The 18,564-nt window shown below is 47.6% G+C and carries 17 protein-coding genes; 2 read left to right on the top strand and 15 right to left on the bottom strand.

Going from position 1 to position 18,564, the window contains the following annotated elements; genetic code table 11:
* Positions 1 to 24 precede the first annotated feature (24 nt).
* The 12 genes from AC1XUF_RS14300 to AC1XUF_RS14245 form a co-directional block, all read right to left on the bottom strand.
* Positions 25 to 858, bottom strand: coding sequence for a ThuA domain-containing protein (locus AC1XUF_RS14300; RefSeq protein WP_483342476.1), 834 nt, complete (start codon positions 856 to 858; stop codon positions 25 to 27).
* A gap of 36 nt (positions 859 to 894) precedes the next feature.
* Positions 895 to 1,728, bottom strand: coding sequence for a BRO-N domain-containing protein (locus AC1XUF_RS14295; protein WP_483342475.1), 834 nt, complete (start codon positions 1,726 to 1,728; stop codon positions 895 to 897).
* A gap of 65 nt (positions 1,729 to 1,793) precedes the next feature.
* On the bottom strand, positions 1,794 to 2,588 hold the full coding sequence (locus AC1XUF_RS14290; RefSeq protein WP_483342474.1) for an SDR family NAD(P)-dependent oxidoreductase: 795 nt from the start codon (positions 2,586 to 2,588) through the stop codon (positions 1,794 to 1,796).
* A 25-nt stretch (positions 2,589 to 2,613) separates the two neighbouring features.
* Positions 2,614 to 3,831: a mannonate dehydratase gene (gene uxuA / locus AC1XUF_RS14285; RefSeq protein WP_483342473.1), complete on the bottom strand. Its 1,218-nt coding sequence runs from the start codon at positions 3,829 to 3,831 to the stop codon at positions 2,614 to 2,616.
* Between the two features lie 169 nt (positions 3,832 to 4,000).
* The gene (locus tag AC1XUF_RS14280; RefSeq protein WP_483342472.1) at positions 4,001 to 4,261 is read right to left on the bottom strand and encodes a Txe/YoeB family addiction module toxin; all 261 of its coding nucleotides are present in this window, start codon (positions 4,259 to 4,261) and stop codon (positions 4,001 to 4,003) included.
* Positions 4,252 to 4,458 carry a DUF2683 family protein gene (locus AC1XUF_RS14275; protein ID WP_483342471.1) on the bottom strand — a complete coding sequence of 69 codons (207 nt, stop codon included), beginning with the start codon at positions 4,456 to 4,458 and terminating at the stop codon, positions 4,252 to 4,254. The genes AC1XUF_RS14280 and AC1XUF_RS14275 overlap by 10 nt, the downstream gene beginning before the upstream one ends.
* 89 nt (positions 4,459 to 4,547) lie before the next feature.
* Positions 4,548 to 5,870: a DUF3748 domain-containing protein gene (locus tag AC1XUF_RS14270; protein WP_483342470.1), complete on the bottom strand. Its 1,323-nt coding sequence runs from the start codon at positions 5,868 to 5,870 to the stop codon at positions 4,548 to 4,550.
* Between the two features lie 41 nt (positions 5,871 to 5,911).
* Entirely contained in the window at positions 5,912 to 8,134 is a 2,223-nt protein-coding gene (locus AC1XUF_RS14265; RefSeq protein WP_483342469.1) for a hypothetical protein, read from the bottom strand.
* A 17-nt stretch (positions 8,135 to 8,151) separates the two neighbouring features.
* A complete protein-coding gene (locus AC1XUF_RS14260; RefSeq protein WP_483342468.1) occupies positions 8,152 to 9,342 on the bottom strand; it encodes a sialidase family protein in 1,191 nt (396 codons plus the stop codon).
* A 9-nt stretch (positions 9,343 to 9,351) separates the two neighbouring features.
* On the bottom strand, positions 9,352 to 10,413 hold the full coding sequence (locus AC1XUF_RS14255) for a polysaccharide deacetylase family protein (RefSeq protein WP_483342467.1): 1,062 nt from the start codon (positions 10,411 to 10,413) through the stop codon (positions 9,352 to 9,354).
* Positions 10,414 to 10,425: 12 nt separating this feature from the next.
* Positions 10,426 to 12,684 (bottom strand): ligand-binding sensor domain-containing protein, encoded by a 2,259-nt coding sequence (locus AC1XUF_RS14250; RefSeq protein WP_483342466.1) that lies wholly within the window; start codon positions 12,682 to 12,684, stop codon positions 10,426 to 10,428.
* Positions 12,681 to 14,606: a PfkB family carbohydrate kinase gene (locus AC1XUF_RS14245; RefSeq protein WP_483342465.1), complete on the bottom strand. Its 1,926-nt coding sequence runs from the start codon at positions 14,604 to 14,606 to the stop codon at positions 12,681 to 12,683. Before AC1XUF_RS14245 ends, AC1XUF_RS14250 begins: the two co-directional genes overlap by 4 nt.
* A gap of 511 nt (positions 14,607 to 15,117) precedes the next feature.
* On the opposite strand from AC1XUF_RS14245, the gene AC1XUF_RS14240 reads away from it, so the two are divergent.
* The gene (locus tag AC1XUF_RS14240; RefSeq protein WP_483342464.1) at positions 15,118 to 15,657 is read left to right on the top strand and encodes an RNA polymerase sigma factor; all 540 of its coding nucleotides are present in this window, start codon (positions 15,118 to 15,120) and stop codon (positions 15,655 to 15,657) included.
* A gap of 98 nt (positions 15,658 to 15,755) precedes the next feature.
* Here the strand turns inward: AC1XUF_RS14240 and AC1XUF_RS14235 are convergent, their stop codons facing one another.
* Together AC1XUF_RS14235 and lgt are read right to left on the bottom strand one after the other, a co-directional pair.
* Complete coding sequence (locus AC1XUF_RS14235) at positions 15,756 to 16,376, bottom strand: hypothetical protein (RefSeq protein WP_483342463.1); 621 nt, start codon at positions 16,374 to 16,376, stop codon at positions 15,756 to 15,758.
* Positions 16,377 to 16,469: 93 nt separating this feature from the next.
* The gene (lgt, locus tag AC1XUF_RS14230) at positions 16,470 to 17,300 is read right to left on the bottom strand and encodes a prolipoprotein diacylglyceryl transferase (RefSeq protein WP_483342462.1); all 831 of its coding nucleotides are present in this window, start codon (positions 17,298 to 17,300) and stop codon (positions 16,470 to 16,472) included.
* 50 nt (positions 17,301 to 17,350) lie between these two features.
* On the opposite strand from lgt, the gene yidD reads away from it, so the two are divergent.
* Complete coding sequence (gene yidD, locus AC1XUF_RS14225) at positions 17,351 to 17,560, top strand: membrane protein insertion efficiency factor YidD (RefSeq protein ID WP_483342461.1); 210 nt, start codon at positions 17,351 to 17,353, stop codon at positions 17,558 to 17,560.
* On the opposite strand, the gene AC1XUF_RS14220 is transcribed toward yidD, so the two are convergent.
* A complete protein-coding gene (locus tag AC1XUF_RS14220) occupies positions 17,561 to 18,514 on the bottom strand; it encodes an AAA family ATPase (protein WP_483342460.1) in 954 nt (317 codons plus the stop codon).
* Positions 18,515 to 18,564 lie beyond the last annotated feature (50 nt).

The following is an 18,564-nucleotide window of genomic DNA, read 5'->3' as shown; positions in this document are numbered from 1 at the left end:
ATTGGGATTTAGTATGGTTGAGTGTTATTTGGCACGCACAACATCCTGCGGACTTGTCGCATAGGCTTTGCTATAATTTCTCGGTTTCTGCGGCCCGATCGCCCATTCAATCGCCCCGAGAATGTGCTTTCTCAAGTCCTCCTGGTCATAGTCTTCCTTCTGGTGCCCCAGCGAAGTATAAAACGCCCGGCCCCCATCGTACTCATGCCACCACACCGACGGAAATACGTCACCAAATGTGTCCAGCGCCTTTCCAGCAGGTTTTTCAATGGTGGTGTGATCATTCACGGCCAGCACGGTGAGGTTAACCGCCATTTCCTTTACAAAGTAAAATTCATCGGTCTGCCGCTTCCAGATCGCCGGTAAATGGGCCAGCGCAGGGTTTTTGGGATCGAGAATTTTGACGGAAAAGCTCTGTCCCGGCTCATGCCAGAAAAACGTCCCGCCGAGCATATCCTTGAACCACCGCCATTTCCGCTCGGTACCCGAAGCGGAATGTATTCCCACAAAATTGCCCCCGGCCTGGATGTACCGCATCAACGCAACCCGCTGTGCATCCGTATCAAACACATCATTATTGGTGTTCGAAAAAACCAGCGCATCATATTGTTTCAAATTGTCATCCGTAAACTTCGAAGCATCGGAAGTCGTATCCACTCCAAAGCCATTTTGCCTCCCCAGCGCCTGAATCGCCACCAGCGAATTGGCAATGTTATCATGCACATACCCTTTCCCATTTCGGGTATAAACAAGAATTTTAACCTTGTTCCATTTGATTTTCTGCGCCCCGGCACTCGCCAGCGTCAGTACTGAAATCAGGAGAATGAAAAGGGGTTTCAGGAAGTTTGTTTTTTTCATTTTGTTTGGGTTAGGACTGGATTTTAGATGCGCTATTCAAGAGATTTGGTCAGGGTCGGATTTGTCCGAAAGCATCTTTGCGTTTGTTCTAGTTACGATTTTTTTGCCCGTTTTAGCCTCTATTTCCTTTCTTGTATTTCCGGCGATGGTACCACCTTCATGGGCGACTATCTTATTTTCTTCAAATGTAGAAGGTAGCTTTTCTTTTGATATTTCAGTTGTTGTAGCCTCAGCAAGCATATTAAGAACCAGTTCGAGATTGCTCATATTATCGCTTAGATTTTCCTTCTTCAAGCCCTTATATTCTTTGTACTCCTTTACAGTTTTTTCACTCCAAGCCTGTGTAATAATGTCCGTCAATGTCGCAAATTCTTTTCCTGCTTTTACACCACGATTCTCCCACTCGTCCGTCAGCTCTTTTCTGACTTCAATACTTTTAAGACGCTGATTGATCCACGCTTTGCTATATCCTTTCTGGAGGTATGTCTGCATCGCCCTGTCAATGGAAAGCTCCGGATTTTCAGTTTCTTCTATTCTTTCCCTGCCAACTCTGGCCAACCACAGCTTGAAGGGTTCTGCTTTTGGAGAAGGTATTGACTGAATCAGCCGAAAAATCTGCTCTGTATCGGCTACATCAGTCAGGTAAAACTTTCCGTCCGAAGACTGCATTTTCAGTTGACTACAAACTGTAGTCAACTCACTTCCTTCTTTTTTTAGCCTAGTTTTAAGTACGCTCCAATATTTTCTGGGGTTTGGACTTTCAGTAAGGACTTGGACTATATCTACGATCGAGAAGAACCATGTTTGCTTGTCCTTATCCCAGTGACTTCTTATTTTCTGCTTCTCAAAAAGTTTAATCCTCTTTTCCATAGTGCATATATAGTGGTTAGTTAAAAGATAATTATTTCAAAAGCGGTGTAGCTAGCAGTCTTACCTCAAAACCCGATCGAATTCCCGCCATCCACCGGAAGCGAAACGCCGGTAATGAATTTGGCGGCTTCCGAAGCCAAAAAAACAGCTGCCCAACCCACGTCATCCGGCTTGCCCCAGATGCCCATCGGCGTACGGTCCATCGCTTTGTCGCGGCGGGAGGGGTCGCCGTTCATGGCGGTCAGCATCATCGGCGTTTCTATAAATCCCGGCGCGATGGCATTGATCCGTACATTGTAAGGTGAAAATTCGGTAGCCAGCGCCTTGACCATCCCTCCGACTGCCGATTTTGAAGCAGTATAAGCCACTACCCGGTCAATTCCGTATAGTGCTGCCATCGAGGTAATCATAATAATAGAGCCGCTTTTCCGGGCGATCATTTTTTTCCCAACTTCGCGGGTGATCGAGAAAACCGCATGCAGGTTGGTCTGTACAACCTTGTCGAAATCCTCGTCAGTCACCTCTACGGCATGTTTTTTCATATTGATACCTGCATTATTGACCAGGATATCAATCGCCCCGAATGTTGCCTCAATGTCGTCGACAAGGGCAGGTATCGATTTCAGATCCGTCACATCATTGACCACATATTTGGCATCAGTTCCCAAAGTCACCACGGCCTCCTGCAAAACAGATTCTCTGCGACCAGTAATGACAACTTTTGCGCCCGCCTCTGTCAAACATTGCGCAATGTTGAAGCCAATACCGCTCCCTCCGCCTGTAATCAAAGCCAGTTTTCCTTTTAGTGAAAAGATGTTTAGTGTGTTTTTATCCAAAGTATTTTCAGGGGTAGCAGACATTGATATTCAAATTTTAACTCGTGATTCATATTTCCTGAAACGAGCGCGAAATACTCATTTCCAATCCTCTTAATTCTGCCAAAGCTTTAAGCCGCCCAATCGCCGAATACCCGGGGTAAGTTCGTTTTTGCAGATCGTCCAGCATTTGAAAACCGTGATCCGGACGCATCGGCAAAAATGTGTCGCGATAACCGAGGTGTGCCCGCCTGTTTTCTTCTTTCAATAAAGCTTTTACAACTTCATACATATCCACATCCCCAGCCAGATGCGGCGCTTCGTGGAAGTTGAAGGAATGCTTGGAAGCCGAATCAATTTCTCTTTTAGTAGTTCTCAAATGCACAAAATGAATGCGGTCGCCGAACCTTTCGATCATCCCAGTCAAATCATTGTCAGCTCTGACTCCCAGCGAACCCGTACAAAACGTAATCCCATTTGCCCGGACATTGCAAGCTTCCAGCAACTCCCTTAAATCCGATTCTGTGCTAACCACCCGCGGCAGGCCCAGAAGCGAGCGCGGTGGATCGTCGGGGTGAATGCAGAGATTGACTCCCAGCTCGTTCGCCAGCGGCGCCACCTGCTGTATAAAGTAATACAGATTTTCCCGCAGCTCTTTGTCACCAATGTCGGCATAGGCATTCAGCAGGTTCTGAAAATTGGTCAGCTCAAATGCTTCCTCTGAACCGGGTAACCCGAGCAGCACCGTGTTTGTCAGCACACGGATTTCCTCCGAAGACATGCTCTCTAATTTTTCCAGCGCAGCCTGCCGGATCTCCGGTTCATAATCCTTTTCAGCGCCGGGCCTTTTCAGAATGTATAAGTCAAAAATGGCAAAGTCTTCCCAGACAAACCGCAGCGTTTTCTCCCCTCCGGCCAGCGTATAATCCAATGCGGTACGCGACCAGTCGAGCACCGGCATGAAGTTGTAACAAACCGTTTTAATGCCGCATTTAGCCAGGTTTTCCAGTGAAGTTTTATAATTGCTGATATACTTTTCGCGAGAAGGCAGCCCTTTTTTAATATCCTCATGAATCGGCAGACTTTCCACAACCAGCCATTTCAGCGGATTAAACTTCTCATTACCAGCTTCAATCAACCTTTTTCTTTCCTTAATGTCATCAACCGTCCAAACATCCCCGACCGGTATCTGATGCAAGGCGCTGACAATCCCGCTGCATCCAGCCTGCCGGATATCCATCAGAGAAACCGGATCATTCGGGCCAAACCAGCGCATGGTATGAATCATTTTGTACTCTTGTTTTTTGGATTTTTGCTTGCAAAAGATCCCGCATCGTATGCTAAAAAGAAAAGCCTTTTAGCATACGGCCGCGATGTTTTTAGCTGACGCAAACAAATGAAGGTGTCCCTTACAATGCAAGTGACAAATAGGAGGGAGGGCCAACTAATAAAGGACATTAGCTATAATGTCCTTTGAGAGAATAAACCGTAAGTTTTTGAGAAGAAAAAGTGTAAACGATCCGGTGCTCTTTGTCGATTCTTCTCGACCATTTGCCGCTTAGGTTTTCTTTGAGTGCCTCGGGCTTACCGATTCCATGAAATGGGGTTTCCTGGATATTTTCGAGTAGCTGCCTTATTCTTTTTAGAATCCGCGTGTTGCCGGTTCGTTTCCAATAATTAAAATCTTCACGCGCATCCGAGGTAAACTCTATTTCCATATTTCGTCGAGCGTTACCTTCGTGGTACGCCCGGCTTTTACGTCCTCGTCACCCCTTTTTATTTTGGCTACAAACTCAGGATTGTACAAACTTTCTTCCCGTTGTTCGGTTTTGAACGGAACGTCAAGTGCCTTGAAGAAAGCTTTAAGGGCTTTTTTTTCGTATTGGTTTTTAGGTTGTACGATGTAGGTTTCCATTATTTGTTTGCTTGAATGTTATCAAAAATAACGATTTCAAATCTCACATGCAATTACGAAGCTTGTTAGAGCAGGGCCTGCCGCTTCTTTCAAAAATCAACTTTCATCACAAAAACCTGCTGAGCCCCTTTCACCAGCCGGTTGAAAGCCAAAACCTTCCCGTCAGGTGACCAAACCAGATTACTCGGAACAAATTCCGAGGCCTTACTGAGCACTTTCGCACGCTCCGAAAACGGCCCTTCTCCAATTTTACAATTTATAATGCTTGCTCCGCAAATGTAGGTCAAATGTTGCCCGTCAGGATGCCAGCGAATGTTGATTGCTACATTTGAATCGTGCTCCGTCACTTGCTCGGGCTTACCGCCTAAGGGAAATAATGTGAAAATTTGCATGATACCCTTTTCGTCTTTGGCCAAGAATGCAAGCTTACTACCGTCAGGGGATGATCTGACGATGCCGTAGCAACCCGGATTTTTGGAGTCGGCAGTGAATGTCAGTCGCCGCTGGGCGGCACCTGCCGGTGGCATCGGGAAATCGGTTTTGGTGCCTTCTAGCGGGCCGAGGGGGCCGGGTTTGGTGATATCGTCGGGAATGTCTACGATGAAAACTTCGGGGACGTCTCTGCCATTTTTGTCTTTTACAGTTCCCAGAAACGCCCGCGCCATTTGTCGCTTGCCGTCTTTTTTCAAATAACCGTTTGTGCCTACCCAGCTATCATTGGCTGCGTGACTTATTTCGTCGCTTCCTGGTTTTGGATCGGGTACCACGCGCACAACCAGCGCACTGAACCATTCCCCGCTTACATTTACATCAGACTTGTCCACATTGACCGGGCGGATTTTCTTCGAAACGCCGATCGTCCGCAGGTTATACTTCTTGCCGGTAGCGTCTTCCAATGCCTTTAAAATCGCATCATTGTAAGTGTATCCGATCCATTTTCCGTCGCCGCTCCACTCGTGGCGGTGCGTGCCTCCCCGCAGCGCGCCCGGCGTGAATGGAAATGTTACATCGCGCGCATCCATGAAAACCGGAACATTGGGTTTGTCATCGTGGATGATCACACCTGTCCGCCGCCACTGCTGATAGGGATTTTCTTTTGAGCTGTTGTCCAGTCCATGAATAAAAACCACCGCATTTTCCTTCGGACTGTAACTGGCCGCACCGGCGCCCGGTCCCCAGGCACCATTGTTTTTGATTTCAAACAAAACCTGTTTTTCTCCGGTCGCAATGTTGACACGCTCAATCCTGGCCGATTCTGCGATGCCGCCGTCGTCGGTCCGGGTATCGTACACCAGCCATTTTCCATCCGGTGAAAAATTGTCATTATTGTCCAGGTCGTGGTGGTAGGTCAGGTCGTGCGTGATTTGCTTTTCTTCCAAAGCAGTATCATTCCTGGGATCGGGTGCCAGCATTATTAAAAGCCAAAAAAGAAGGTATGTTGAAACTGCATACATCATTTCTGAGGTGCCGAGATCACACCCAGGTACCGCCCCATCCAGTAAGGCAAAAGCCAGATATCGCCCGCGCTGTGTTCGGAAGTGCCATTTCCGCCGTTTCTGTCCAGATTGAACATATTACCATTGTGCCGTTGCACCGGACGTTCGTCGGGAGGTAGCACTTCTTTGGTAGTCTGCTTGCGGAAATTGGGTTCCAGTAGCTCAATGTCCTTTCTGTGGCTGTTCTTAATCACCCAGTCGATCAGGTCGAGGGGATGTTCCTGTAAATACCAGACCGCTTCATTGAGATCAAATTCTTTGGTACCCGTCAATGCCGTAAAAATATTCCAGGCACCTTCTTTTTCGGGCCTTTCAACCTGCCAGTGGTCCAGGATCTGCGCCTTGTATTTGGCTTTCAAAGTATCATTGAATGCGTATCGATACAGGCCCCAGTAACCCACAAAGTACATTTCATCGTCAGAGTGGTTCCAGCCGTCGGACATGTGTTTGGCATGCTCGTCGGCATCTTCCGGCGCTTTTCCGATCACTTTCATCGAGCGCATCATGTTTTCCAGGTAACCATATTTGGTCATCAGCTCGAAAGCTTTCTTTCTGTATTTTTCTTTTTTGGTAAAATGATAAGCCGTCTGTAGCATCCCGACAATATTCGAAGAATTCAGCTTCCGGTCGCCCACATTGGTCGGGAATGCATTTACATACTCCGGGTTCCACTTGCCCCACATCGTAGGTTTTCCGTCGTAGTCGATCAGGTACATATCGTTTTTGATGATGTGCGACATGACGGTATCAATCAGCGTAATCGCCCGTTTTTTCAATGTCGGATCATCTACCAGCTCCGCCATGGCGCCAAATGCGAAAATATGCCCGATCACCTCGTCGCTGCTGGTCGTCGATTTCCAGTCCCACTCTTTTTCGGGCGAATGCTGCCACTTTTCATGATCGTGCAACTCCTTGATATGTCCCGAACGCTCAAATGACCTCGCCGGAAAACCCGGTATCGGATTAACGGTATATAACCTTTCCATCCCGTCCAGCGCATCCTTGCAATTGGCCAGCGCATCAGGAGATTTGGTGACGGCGTACCTGAAAATCTCACCGCCGAGATACATCGAAGTCCACAATCCATCATTATCCGAATCCTCCATATAGCCGGTCGAAAGGTTACCATGGTCTATGTGCACCAAAGTAGCATTGAAACCATTCCGGATATGCCGCTGCCGTACCTGCTCTTCAAAGAGCATCGCCTTGTCTCCTAAAGTCATCGACTTGAAAATAATCTGACCTAAACCTTTTGTTGTGAGGATCAAAACCGAATTCTTCGGCCCCTCGGCAATGTTGATCACCTTATTGCCCGGCAGCCAGCGCTCACCATAATAATAGTCAAACTTTCCATCCGGCCGCAGCGCAAATGCACCCTGATCCGAGCCGAACCAGATCTTACCATTCACTTCTTTCACCGCAGTAATGTTGGTCACCGGCAGCTTTTTGTGAATTGCGCCTGCTTTTTTGGTAGTAATGTTAAATGTCAGATAACCGTCCGTAGTCCCGATTGTCATGTTACTTCCCTTGCTGGTAATATCAAAAGAGGTGAAATCTGCTCCTGAGAATTGTTTTGCCAGTTTTCTATCATTTACCGAAAGAGAATACAGCGATTTTTTACCCAAAATCCAGAACTGACCCGCAGTAGCCTGAAACACAATCGAAATCACATCGTCGCCATCCAATTTGCCGCTCCAAAGATTTTGAGAATCCTTAATCAGCTGCAAGGATTTCCCATCGGAGATCAGGAAAGTCTGATCTTTTCCGCTCGCAAAAATGTTGGCGCCGGGCAATGAATGTTTGGAAAACAATGTCCCGGCCCATGCATTGCTCAATATAACCGAATCCGTCAGATAGGTAAACTGGTGCTCATAAGCAGTGATCGCGGAAATTTTTTTGTATTTCAAAAACCGGTAAGTGTCGTCAGGGACTATTTTTCCGGGATATAAAAACTGGCCGTCATAAACATGTTGGAGCCCGTCTTTTGCGAGAATCTGAATGTTGCCATTTCGGTCGGAAGCGGCCTGTAAGAGGTGGGTTTTGGTCGTATCCGAGTAAAATTTGACGCTGTAATCCTGCAAATAAGGCTTGTCTTTGTAAACAACCGCCTGGGCGTGAGCAGCCGGGTTTCGGAAGTGAAGGATCGAAACAAGTAAGAGGAGTAGTAGTGGGTTTTTCATATTCATAGAGTTGATTTTTAATTCGAGGGATCTACCACGACATATTTGATCGACTTTTTCCCTTTTTCAGGGTGGTGCGAGTAGGTCATGTGCAGCAATCCGTCTGGTGTCTGGATCAGGCAAGGGTAGGAGTAGCCTCCCTTTTTGCTGTCGTCGTTTTCAATATAAGTCTTTCGTTTCCAGGTCTTTCCTTCGTCGTCCGAAAGCATCAGGCTCAGTTGGTAGCGGCCGTTGTCAATGTCGTTTCCTAAAAAAGCCCAGCGCCCGTCCTTCAAAGTGATCAGCTCGACGCTGGCCGTATTCGGAATGTCGGTTTTCACAGTTGCCTTCCAGCTTTCCCCATTATCAGCCGATTCGCTGACGTGGACGCGGGTAGGCTCGTCGCCGCTGTCGCGCATATAGGCCACGAGGTTGCCGTTTTTCTTTTTAATGATCGCCGGTTGTATCGGGCCGCGGCCCACGATCGGCAAGCCTGGTTTCCAGGTTTCACCATTGTCATTTGAAATTGCCGTCATCGAAAAATTGTAGCCATCGGAATAAAGTGGCAGCACAATCCTGCCATTTTCCAGCAGCAGCGGCTTGATCCGCGTCATCCATCCGATGCTGCGTTTTGGTACATCTTTGCTGGCCTCGATAATCATTTCGTCGTATTTGGGCGCATATCCGGCCCATCCCATCGTATTTTCAGGCAGATCCTTGAACTTCTTCGCTACCTCTTCCTCAAAATGTTTGTCGGGTTTTAAAAGAATGTTGTCCTGCCAGTTCCAGACCGGCGCACCGGCTTTACTATAATCGACGGAAGTTTTAAACCGTAAAATCGATTGCTCCCACAAATTGGCCTGCACCGCGATCCAGACCAGGAATAACTTGCCCTGCGCATTCAGGAATAACACCGGGTTACAGTCGGGAATGTTGGGGGTATCGGCCATCAAAAACGGCTCGCTCCACTTTGTATCACCTTTTTTCAACCTTGCTCCCATGATCCGTACGTCGTCTTCTGTCCTTTCACCACTTCCCTGAAACCATGTTGCCAAAAAATCACCGTTAGGAAGGTTCACAAGGCTGCTCCCGTGCACATGTTGTGGCTGATGCGGGAAAATCAGCATTTGTCGTACAATCGCATTTTGGCCGCTGCCCGACGATTGTTGTGCTAACAATAATACTCTGAAACTTAAACTGAGGGCTAGTATTAATATCAATTTCTTCATTTACTCCAATCATTTTACTTTTTTCCGGCGCTCCATCATTTCCTTCCAGGTGGTTTGAATGATGCCTTCCGACTTGATAAAATCCTTCATATCCTTGTCCAGCATCGAGAGCATATCGGCATACCGCGAGCCGCCCGACGCGCTGATGTATTTGAATTCCTCCGTCACGTCGCTGGCATGGACAATGATCATTGCGACACCCGGTTGCATGTTTTTTAATGTTTCTTTCAATTTCTGGACTTTGTATTTGCCCCACTGCTCGGGCGTAACATTGCTTCCCTCGGGCTTCCAGTCGCCGCTGATCGTGTGCAGGTCGTCCAGTACCGGCAGGCCCGCCGCCCATATTTTTTGTCCCACCGGACCGGTCTGTTTCGTGATTTCAGGATCGGGTAGCTTCATGCCTTCCTTCCATTTTCCTTCGGATTTGAGCTTTTTGATGATGGGATTATTCAGACTTTCAATCAGCAGCTTGTTGTTCCCGCCGGGAAACATCACCGGTATCTGGTGCTCCGCGCCGACCTTGATGTAGCGTTCGAGGTACGGAATGTGCGCGAACAAGGTGCCCATGTGCGAGTCCATGTGCGTGGGTTTCAAACCCAGTTTCAATGCGCGGTCCAGTTGCGCCCTGATCTCCTGCTCCACTTCATCGGGGCTGGCACTTTTGATGACCTGTTCCACCTCATGCCACATCGCGCCTTCGTTATCCACCAGCCCGGGGGCATGTAGAATGCCGGTCAGCGGCGGCCAGCGGTAATCCTGCCACTCCGATGTCAATGTCAAATGCAAACCGGCATCCATATTCGGGTTCGCGATCGCATATTTGGCAAAACTCGCCGCCCAGGGGCAGGGCATCATAATGCTGCACGAAGTTGCGATGCCGCTATTGATCGATTTTTTGGCCCCTTCATTTGAAGAATACGACATGCCCGCATCGTCGACATGGAAAATCACCACTTTGGCGCCTTTCGGCCAGCCTAGTTTTTCGGCGTAGGTTTCGGCAGTTTGTGCCTGGGTTTGGTTCATTGTCGCGAGCAGCATGTTGATCGCTAAAAGTAGCATTAATCGTTTCATATCCAGTTTTGGTTATTTGGAAATCATACCCTGATACCGCCCCATCCAGTAAGGCAGCAGCCAGAAAACCGGCTCCCGCTCCACCTGCGGGTTGCCGCCAGCGAGCGTCCACGGATTTTTGTCCCAGCGCACGGTCATCCGGATGCTGGCAGGTTGCAGTTGATTCACCTGCTCATCTTCCAGGACCGGCGTACGGACCACGCTGATATCCTCTCTTTTCCGGTGATCGATCGGCCAGTCGACCAGGTCCAGCGGGGTGTCTATCAGGAAATCAACAGAATTGGTCAGTTCCGCTTTTTTGTTCAGCGCGTTACAATAAATGAAGTTAATCAGCGGGTTATGGTCGCCTTTTCTTTTTGCAAACCATTCTTCGAGGTGCTCTTTGTAAAACTTGACCTTCTCCGGATCTTTTTCGCAATTGATCAGGATCGGATATAGATAGGCCTGCAACACCAGGTCAAAATAGATCAGCCAGGCCGGGTTTTGCTTCGTCACCTCTTTCATATTTTCGAGGTAATGTTCCTTTTCGATCAGGCGGAGATACTCTTTTTCGTATTTCTGGTTTTGGGTCATGAAATACGCCAGTTTCAGGAAAGCCAGCATTTCCATCGAATTCTGGTTGCGGTCGGGCAGCCACTCGGCCTCGCGGTTGATCTGATCCGGCGACCATACCGACCAGCGCGTAGGCGTACCATCCACATCCACGAGGTTAAGATTATGGGCTATCAGATAATCGACGATTCTCCCGACGTGCGCCGCTACGATTTTCTTCTCCGCATCATCGGCCACCAGTGTATAATAATAGTAGTAGCCAAACATGTGGCCGCACATTTCGTCGCTGCTGGTATCGCCTTTCCAAAGCCATTTTCCATCTTTTGATTTGTGCCAGCGCACTTCCACGGGTTTGAATCGCGGTTCTTTGACGAGTTCATCCGCTTTTTCCCGCTCGGTAAATGTCCGGTTTTCGTCGTGCATGTGCGTCCAGTCGGCGGGGATAATGGTACGGGCGAAAAATCCGTCAGTATCCGTGACTTCCTGCAGCAGTTTTAAAAAGCCAAATCCTTTTTTTGCATTCTCTTTCGCAGCCGGATCTTTCGTGGCGGCGTAGCGGAAACTCTCCATCGCGAGGTAATTTCCGGTGTACTCGCCATCATTATCGTCGTCTTCCGGCTCCCAGGTGGTGGTATCTCCCGGCACCCGCAAATGTGCCTGGCCGGCGATCCAAGGCGCGCGAATGTGCCTTTTCATCAATACATCAAAGAAAAAGTCATTCTTCTGGGCCAAGGTCATTTTCCGTTTTCTGATCGCGCTCACGCCGCCCGGCGTTGCAATCCAGGCGGTACCTTCGCTATCGAATGCAATGCTGTTGACCTGATCATTCATCAGCCAGCGGCGCGAAATCAATAGCGAATGACTGCCGTCTGGCCGGAAGCGAACCACGCCCGCCTGGCTGCCAACCCACATGGAACTGTCGGGGGCGTATCGTAATGCCGTCACATAAGTAGAAGGGATACCGTCGGACGTCCGCAATTCCTTTTCCTTTTTACCTCCATTTTGAATGGTAATGCCGCCCAACCCCCCGATCCATAATTTCTGGCTGCCATCAATTGCCAAACCCTTGGCATATCCGCTGATGAGGGCGTCGGTCTTATAAAAATGTTCGGTCGTATCCGCAGTCCAATGGTACAGGCCAACGTCGGTTGCGATCCAGAGTCCGTGATGATGGTCAGAAATTACGTCCCGCACAGCACGGGCTATACCGCTTTGTTTTTTGATGAATCCCTCCCCATTGTCCATCCAGAAGCCGTTTGGGCCAATTGCATAAATCGCCTCTGGTGTGGCACAAATGGCGGATATTGGTCCCTCCGGCCCGCTTACTTTGACCAGCGCATCCTTCTCAATCTTATAAAGGCCATTCCAGGTCCCCAACCACACTGCTGAGCCGGGACCCTGCGCTACTGCGTATGCCGGGCCGTCGTTTTCACCCGTTATAACTTTGGACCAATCTCTTGAATCCCTGTTCTTTTTATAAATTCCGGCTGCTGTGGCTATCCATATGGTGGAAGCACGATCGGCCACGATCTGGCGGACTTCATTTTCACCGGTCCCATTTCCTACAGAATACGCATCGTGATATTCCTGCCAGAAGGGTTTATCCTGATAAAAAGCATTTTCAGGAGCAGCGTTTTTTTCCTTTTTACACGAGCATAAAATAAGGGAAATTGACAGGAGGCAGGAGAGCGGAAGCAATGAATGAGCGTGCTTTCTCATGCCTCAGCGTAATTTTCATTTTCCTGAAACAGAAGGCCTACCAGTTTTTTGTATTGGGAAAAGTCGGGGATCATCAATTGTGCACCTGCTTTGACGAGACGTGGCCGCTTGGCAGGGTTGTGCCCAAAGCGTTGTACCTCGTTACTTGTTATACCAACCGAAATCCCGCCCGCGCGCCTGCCTTCACGAATTTCGTCGGGCCCGTCACCGAAAACAGCGAGCTCATTTCCGTTGAGATGATTGTCGCGAATGATCTTTTCGATAATCATTTTCTTTGAGAACTTCGTGTAATCTTTCAAAGCACCATAAATACCGCCATTAAACAGATCGGCATAACCCAGCATTTCAGCTTCATTGCGGACATCTTCCACGTCGGTGCCACTGGCCAGGTACATCGTTACGCCTCTTTCCTTTAATTGATAAAGAAAAGCAACAGCCCCTTTCAGGGTATAATCCTCCTGACCCAACTCACCTTTTACGAGCTTTTCCATGCGCTTGTTGACCATCTCCATCAGCGCGTCGTTGTAAAGTTGCTTGTACTGGAATTTGTCCAGGATCTCTTCCTCTGGCACATAGCCGAATTCCCTCACCAGGTTAACCAGCCCTTCCATCTGATAAATGGTTTGTATTCCAGTCGTTTTATGGATAAATAACTTAACTTCCTCGCGGATTTTATGAAAAGTACCCGTATCTATTGTTTCGTATTGGTCTCCCAGGATCGATTTCATCATAACCGGCTCCATAATTTCCTCCCAGCCTTGTCTTAGGGAGCTGATTGTCCCGTCGTGATCGAAAACGGCATGGCGTATATGTCCCAGTTTTTCTAAAACTTCCGGTGCGCAAAGCTCAAAATCAGTACCGGGATAGTAAACGGCGTTCCGCTCGTTTTCGGCCAGGTCCGCATTGTAAATAAAGTCGGGCTCCTTGCTGATATGCAGAATTTCCTCGGCATTGGCAGTGCCGGTGGTGTATAATTTCTGCACACTTACCGCGGCCGCGAAATTGGCAAACCGGGCTGCTTCTTCCGGTGAAAATCCAGCCGCAAGGCACAGGCTGATCGAACTGATCGCGGTATCTCCTGCGCCGACGGTATCCAGCTTATTTTTGAGCTGAATTCCGAGAATTTCATGGTATCCGCTTTCATCAAAAGCAATGATGCCCCTCTCGCCACAAGTTACAAAGACGGGTTTCAGGGATTTTTCAAAAACTTGTTTTCCGTAGTTTTTTACCTCGGCCACCGGCACGTTGGTCTCCGTGCTTACCTCTAATCCCGCGAGGGATGCAATTTCCCGGTCATTGGCTTTCAAGAATGTATGCTCGAAACGGTCGTTAAAATGGCGCGAATCCAGCATGACGATTTTGTCAGGGTATTTTTCAAAAAGCTGATTAGCCCCGGTAATAAACGATTCATTGTTGATGCTACCGGTCACCTGCTGGTTAAAAATCAATGCGTCACATTCCTGCAGCGCCGCTTCCAGGGCGGCCAGGATTTTTTCGTCCGTCTCTATGCTGCGCGCATTATAGACGCCGAAATCTATTCTGGGCTCTTCTTTGCCGCCCACCAGTCTTTTTATATAGTTGTAAGTATTGAAATTTTCCTTTTGGATGAAAAGTGAGGTAGTATCTGCACCGAGAATTTCCAATTGGGCCGCCAGTTCTCTCCCCTGCATATCGTTCCCAATCGTTCCGATGACTTTGATACAGGCCGGTTTCAATGCAGAAAGGTTGGCAACTACATTCCCCGCGCCCCCGGGAGAGTGGTAATGCGTGGCAACCGTTTCGGTCATGAGGCCGGTTTCAATTGATATTTCGGAGCCCCTGTTATCCATGACCCAATAAGAGTCGAGGCAAAAGTCACCATAAACGGCGACCCTGACCGAGGATATTTTTTCAAGGATTTGAATGATGCGGTTTTGATCCATATGCGATAACAGGCTGGATTTAGGATGTGGAAAGATCTGGTGCCTTCTTTCCGCTATATACTCTTTAAGCAGATTGGCGGGCTATTTTCTAACCAAGAAATCTGAGCTAAAGGCTGGGCGATAATCGCCCGGTAGCGTCCAAATGAGAACACACTGAGATGTAATTGTTATTTAATTGCTAAATCGCGGGACTTTGCGCAAATTGAAGACATTTTTACGCAAGTTGCGATTTGAGAATAAAAATCTTCATGTAGTTTTATCAAACAATTTAGGACACCGCTCAAAAGAAAACCCTGGTGATTTTTTAAATGGCGAAATTTTCAGTTGCCATACCAGCTTTTCAAACAACTTTGTTTTTCTCAACACACTTGAATGTTAAGTCAGAAATGATAAATATTTGTCATCTTTGACGTATTTATAAAATGGTATCTAAGTAAGAATAAAAGTTCTTTTTGGTATAATTCATTTGTTGATCCCAAACCCTTTCATATTAAGATAAACCTTTACAACCGTGGCCTATCCTGACGAGAACACTATCAGAAAAGTTACGCAAGGCGATGAAGCGGCCTTTGCAGAACTCTACAATTACTACAAAACGCCTGCCTTGCGGTTTACCGTTTCGCTGCTGAAAGACGAAGAAGAAGCAGAGAATATGGTTCAGGATGTATTTATAAAAATATGGGTCAAACGTGCCCAGATCAAGCCGGACTATAATTTCAATTCCTATCTGTTTACCTGTTTAAGGAATATGGCTTTTGATCATTTCAAAAAGATAGAAAAAAGCGATCAGCTCCGCAGATATTATATGGAGGCGATTAAGAGTGCGGCAGAAGATGAACGGGAAGAGAGTGAGAGAAGGCTGGGCCTGGTGCAGGCAGCTGTGGATTCCCTGTCTATCAAGAGAAAATTGATCCTGAAACTGAATATTGAAGAAGGGAAGTCCTATCAGGAAATCGCGGAGTTTCTGAGGATATCCAAGAACACCGTCAAAAACCAACTGGTCAAGGCCAAGCAAATTTTAAGAGATAAGGTCGACTTCGCTACGATCTGAGTGGTTATTGGGGAAGGTGTTCCCTCAGTCTGATCTTTTACATTCCTAAAACCTGGCAAAAACAGAAGTACGATGCTTCTGTTTTTGCATTTTGAATGCTATTTAAACTCCGCCAGTTTAGCCAGATCTATTTCTTTCAAAACATCTTTCATCTGATCGATGGAAATGTGATCCCCCTCGATATTAACCAGAAACCTATCAGCGACCAACACGTTGATTTCGCCGGATTTGCTTTCGTTATTATATTTTTCAAAAGCTTTATAACCGTCGATTTTGGTGGTTTTCTCATAGCCGGTAGTCGTTTCCTTATCGATTTCAGCCATTGTCCATGCTGCTAGTGCCATTGTAGAAACCCCCGCGATCCCGCCGGTATCGACGATCTCAATGTCAACGGATTCATCGGCGGAGCCTTTATATTTGCCTTCTGCGGTAGAGACGGTGAAGCCCATTGCACCGGATTTTTCGCCGGTAGCTTCGGTACGGTCCAGGCCGACCAATTTTTGGGGTAGGAGATCCTTCAATTTCCGAAAGTCTACTGGGTCAACGGTTTCGCGGTCGCCGATTGCTTTTGCTTTATCTGCAAATGCCTGAAGTGCATCCGTCGGACTGTCTTCTTTGGCTTTTTCTTCCTGTTTTTCCTCTTCTTTTTCTTTGCTACCGCAGCTGCTAAAAAGTATCGCAGAAGACAGGAACAGCGCGAAAATAAATGATGTCTTCATTTTGACTGGAATTGGGTTTGTTCAGTTTTCAATTCAATTTAGTCAAAATAAAGCATTTTCGGTTGCCGACCGGTTGCTTTGGTGTTATTTAAGCTATGATGCGGGCTGCACAGGATTTCGACGGGATTGAATGATAAAGTAAATGCCCAAAAGCACAGCGGGAATGCTCAGTAGCTGTCCCATGTTCAATACATAATTGTCTTCGAACGCTTCCTGGTTCTCCTTGAGAAACTCGTATAAAAAGCGCAGCGTAAACACCCATACGAAGAACACCCCTACCATCAATCCGCGTGGCGTGGCCGCTTTGTACTTGTTCCATATCCAAAGCAAAACGAAAAATAGGACCAAGCAAGAAATGGATTCGTAAAGCTGGGCCGGGTGCCGTGGTATCTGCCTGAATTCAGTGTTGCGAAGGAAAATAAAGCTCCAGGGCACATCCGTAGGTCTGCCCACGATCTCGGAGTTCATCAGGTTGCCGAACCGGATAAAAGCGCCGCCCAGCGCAATGGTGATCACCATCCTGTCGGCTACCCAGAAGAATGTCTGCCCGGTTGCTTTTCTGGAACGCGAATAGAGCCAAAGCCCTGTAATGATACCTACAATAGCCCCATGACTCGCGAGCCCTGCATATGGAGGAAGGATCACCTCCATCGGATTTTTGAAAAGTACCTCCGGCTCGTAAAACAGGAAATGCCCAACCCTGGCGCCAATAACTGTTGAAAGCACCATGTATAAGGTAAGTGCATCGATATCCTCCAGAGACTTTCCTTCTTTTTTAAAGATATAGATCATAATTTGTTGGCCGATCAGGAAACCCGCTGCAAAAAGAAGCCCGTACCAACGCACGGGAAAAGGGCCAAGACCAAAAAATTCGGGGATTGTGAAGATTTCAGGACTGGCGTCCCACAATATATACGAAATCATGCGTAGGTGATGTTAATTGTCAAATATACTACTTTGGGACAAGAAGAGAAATGAAATTTTTACTCATAGGGTTGGTCCGGATTTACCAGGGAGTGCTATCGCCTTACCTCCCCAATTCCTGCCGGTATACGCCCACTTGTTCGCAGTATATGATTGAGGCAGTGCAAAAACATGGCGCAATAAAAGGCTTCTGGCTGGGTTTGAAGCGCTTTTCGAGGTGTCACCCTTGGGGAGGGCATGGTCACGACCCTGTACCCTGATCAGCCTATCGCTACCTTTCTTAAAATGGAATCGATGATGGTCGTGGTACGCACACCGTCGGCTTCTGCTTCATAGTTCAGCAGGATCCGGTGGTTCATGATGTCCGGTGCCAGTTCCTTGATATCTTCCGGCAATACATAATCCCGCCCTTCCAGGTAAGCTAGTGCTTTGGCTGCTCTGTTAAGGTAAATCGTCGCACGGGGCGAAACACCGAACTGGATATAGCGCGCTTCGTCCCGCAGGCCATAATCCAAAGGGCGACGGGTCGCAAATACAAGTTCGATAATATACCGTTCGAGCGTGTCCGAAATATTGACCTTGTTCACATGGTCGCGGATCGCGAAAATGTCTTCTTTGTTAAGTATGGGCCTGATCTTGTAATCATAGTTAATGTCCGACATACGCCGCATTACTTCCAGCTCTTTGGCTTTATCAAGGTAATCGACGTACACCTTCATCATAAACCGGTCGATTTGAGCTTCGGGAAGTGGATACGTGCCTTCCTGTTCGACGGGGTTTTGGGTAGCAAGGACCACGAAAGGACGGTCCAGCAGGAAAGTTTCATCTCCAATGGTAACCTGCCTTTCCTGCATTGCTTCGAGCAATGCAGACTGTACTTTTGCCGGAGACCGGTTAACCTCGTCGGCCAGGATCAAATTGGAAAATATGGGTCCTTTTTTTACTTCGTAGTCGCCGATCTTAGGTTTGTAGATCATTGTTCCGATCAAATCCGCGGGCAGGAGATCAGGCGTGAACTGGATACGCTTGAATTCAAGATGGAGGACTTTCGCCATGACATTGATCGTGAGTGTCTTGGCTAATCCTGGAACACCCTCCAGCAAAATATGGCCCCCCGTAAAAAGTCCTATTAGCAACCGATTGAGCAATTTATCCTGCCCTACAACCACCTTCCCCATCTCATCGAGTACTTCTTTGATTTTTTCTATATACATCTAAATGCTTTGCTACCTGTATTGCGGTTGTTGATTTGGTGTCTTATTCT

The organism is Dyadobacter sp. HNCC25DJ185, from assembly GCF_056895195.1.
Note: the sequence above shows the minus strand (reverse complement) of the source record. Positions and strands in the feature narration are given on the sequence as shown.

Coding starts and splice junctions, on each gene's coding strand:
- AC1XUF_RS14235 (WP_483342463.1), bottom strand. CDS start 16,376: ATGAAGACATCATTTATTTTCGCGCTGTTCCTGTCTTCTGCGATACTT.
- AC1XUF_RS14270 (WP_483342470.1), bottom strand. CDS start 5,870: ATGCTGGCACCCGATCCCAGGAATGATACTGCTTTGGAAGAAAAGCAA.
- AC1XUF_RS14220 (WP_483342460.1), bottom strand. CDS start 18,514: ATGTATATAGAAAAAATCAAAGAAGTACTCGATGAGATGGGGAAGGTG.
- uxuA (WP_483342473.1), bottom strand. CDS start 3,831: ATGATTCATACCATGCGCTGGTTTGGCCCGAATGATCCGGTTTCTCTG.
- AC1XUF_RS14295 (WP_483342475.1), bottom strand. CDS start 1,728: ATGGAAAAGAGGATTAAACTTTTTGAGAAGCAGAAAATAAGAAGTCAC.
- AC1XUF_RS14265 (WP_483342469.1), bottom strand. CDS start 8,134: ATGAAAAACCCACTACTACTCCTCTTACTTGTTTCGATCCTTCACTTC.
- AC1XUF_RS14290 (WP_483342474.1), bottom strand. CDS start 2,588: ATGTCTGCTACCCCTGAAAATACTTTGGATAAAAACACACTAAACATC.
- AC1XUF_RS14280 (WP_483342472.1), bottom strand. CDS start 4,261: ATGGAAATAGAGTTTACCTCGGATGCGCGTGAAGATTTTAATTATTGG.
- lgt (WP_483342462.1), bottom strand. CDS start 17,300: ATGATTTCGTATATATTGTGGGACGCCAGTCCTGAAATCTTCACAATC.
- AC1XUF_RS14245 (WP_483342465.1), bottom strand. CDS start 14,606: ATGGATCAAAACCGCATCATTCAAATCCTTGAAAAAATATCCTCGGTC.
- AC1XUF_RS14250 (WP_483342466.1), bottom strand. CDS start 12,684: ATGAGAAAGCACGCTCATTCATTGCTTCCGCTCTCCTGCCTCCTGTCA.
- AC1XUF_RS14260 (WP_483342468.1), bottom strand. CDS start 9,342: ATGAAGAAATTGATATTAATACTAGCCCTCAGTTTAAGTTTCAGAGTA.
- AC1XUF_RS14275 (WP_483342471.1), bottom strand. CDS start 4,458: ATGGAAACCTACATCGTACAACCTAAAAACCAATACGAAAAAAAAGCC.
- AC1XUF_RS14300 (WP_483342476.1), bottom strand. CDS start 858: ATGAAAAAAACAAACTTCCTGAAACCCCTTTTCATTCTCCTGATTTCA.
- AC1XUF_RS14255 (WP_483342467.1), bottom strand. CDS start 10,413: ATGAAACGATTAATGCTACTTTTAGCGATCAACATGCTGCTCGCGACA.
- yidD (WP_483342461.1), top strand. CDS start 17,351: ATGAAATTTTTACTCATAGGGTTGGTCCGGATTTACCAGGGAGTGCTA.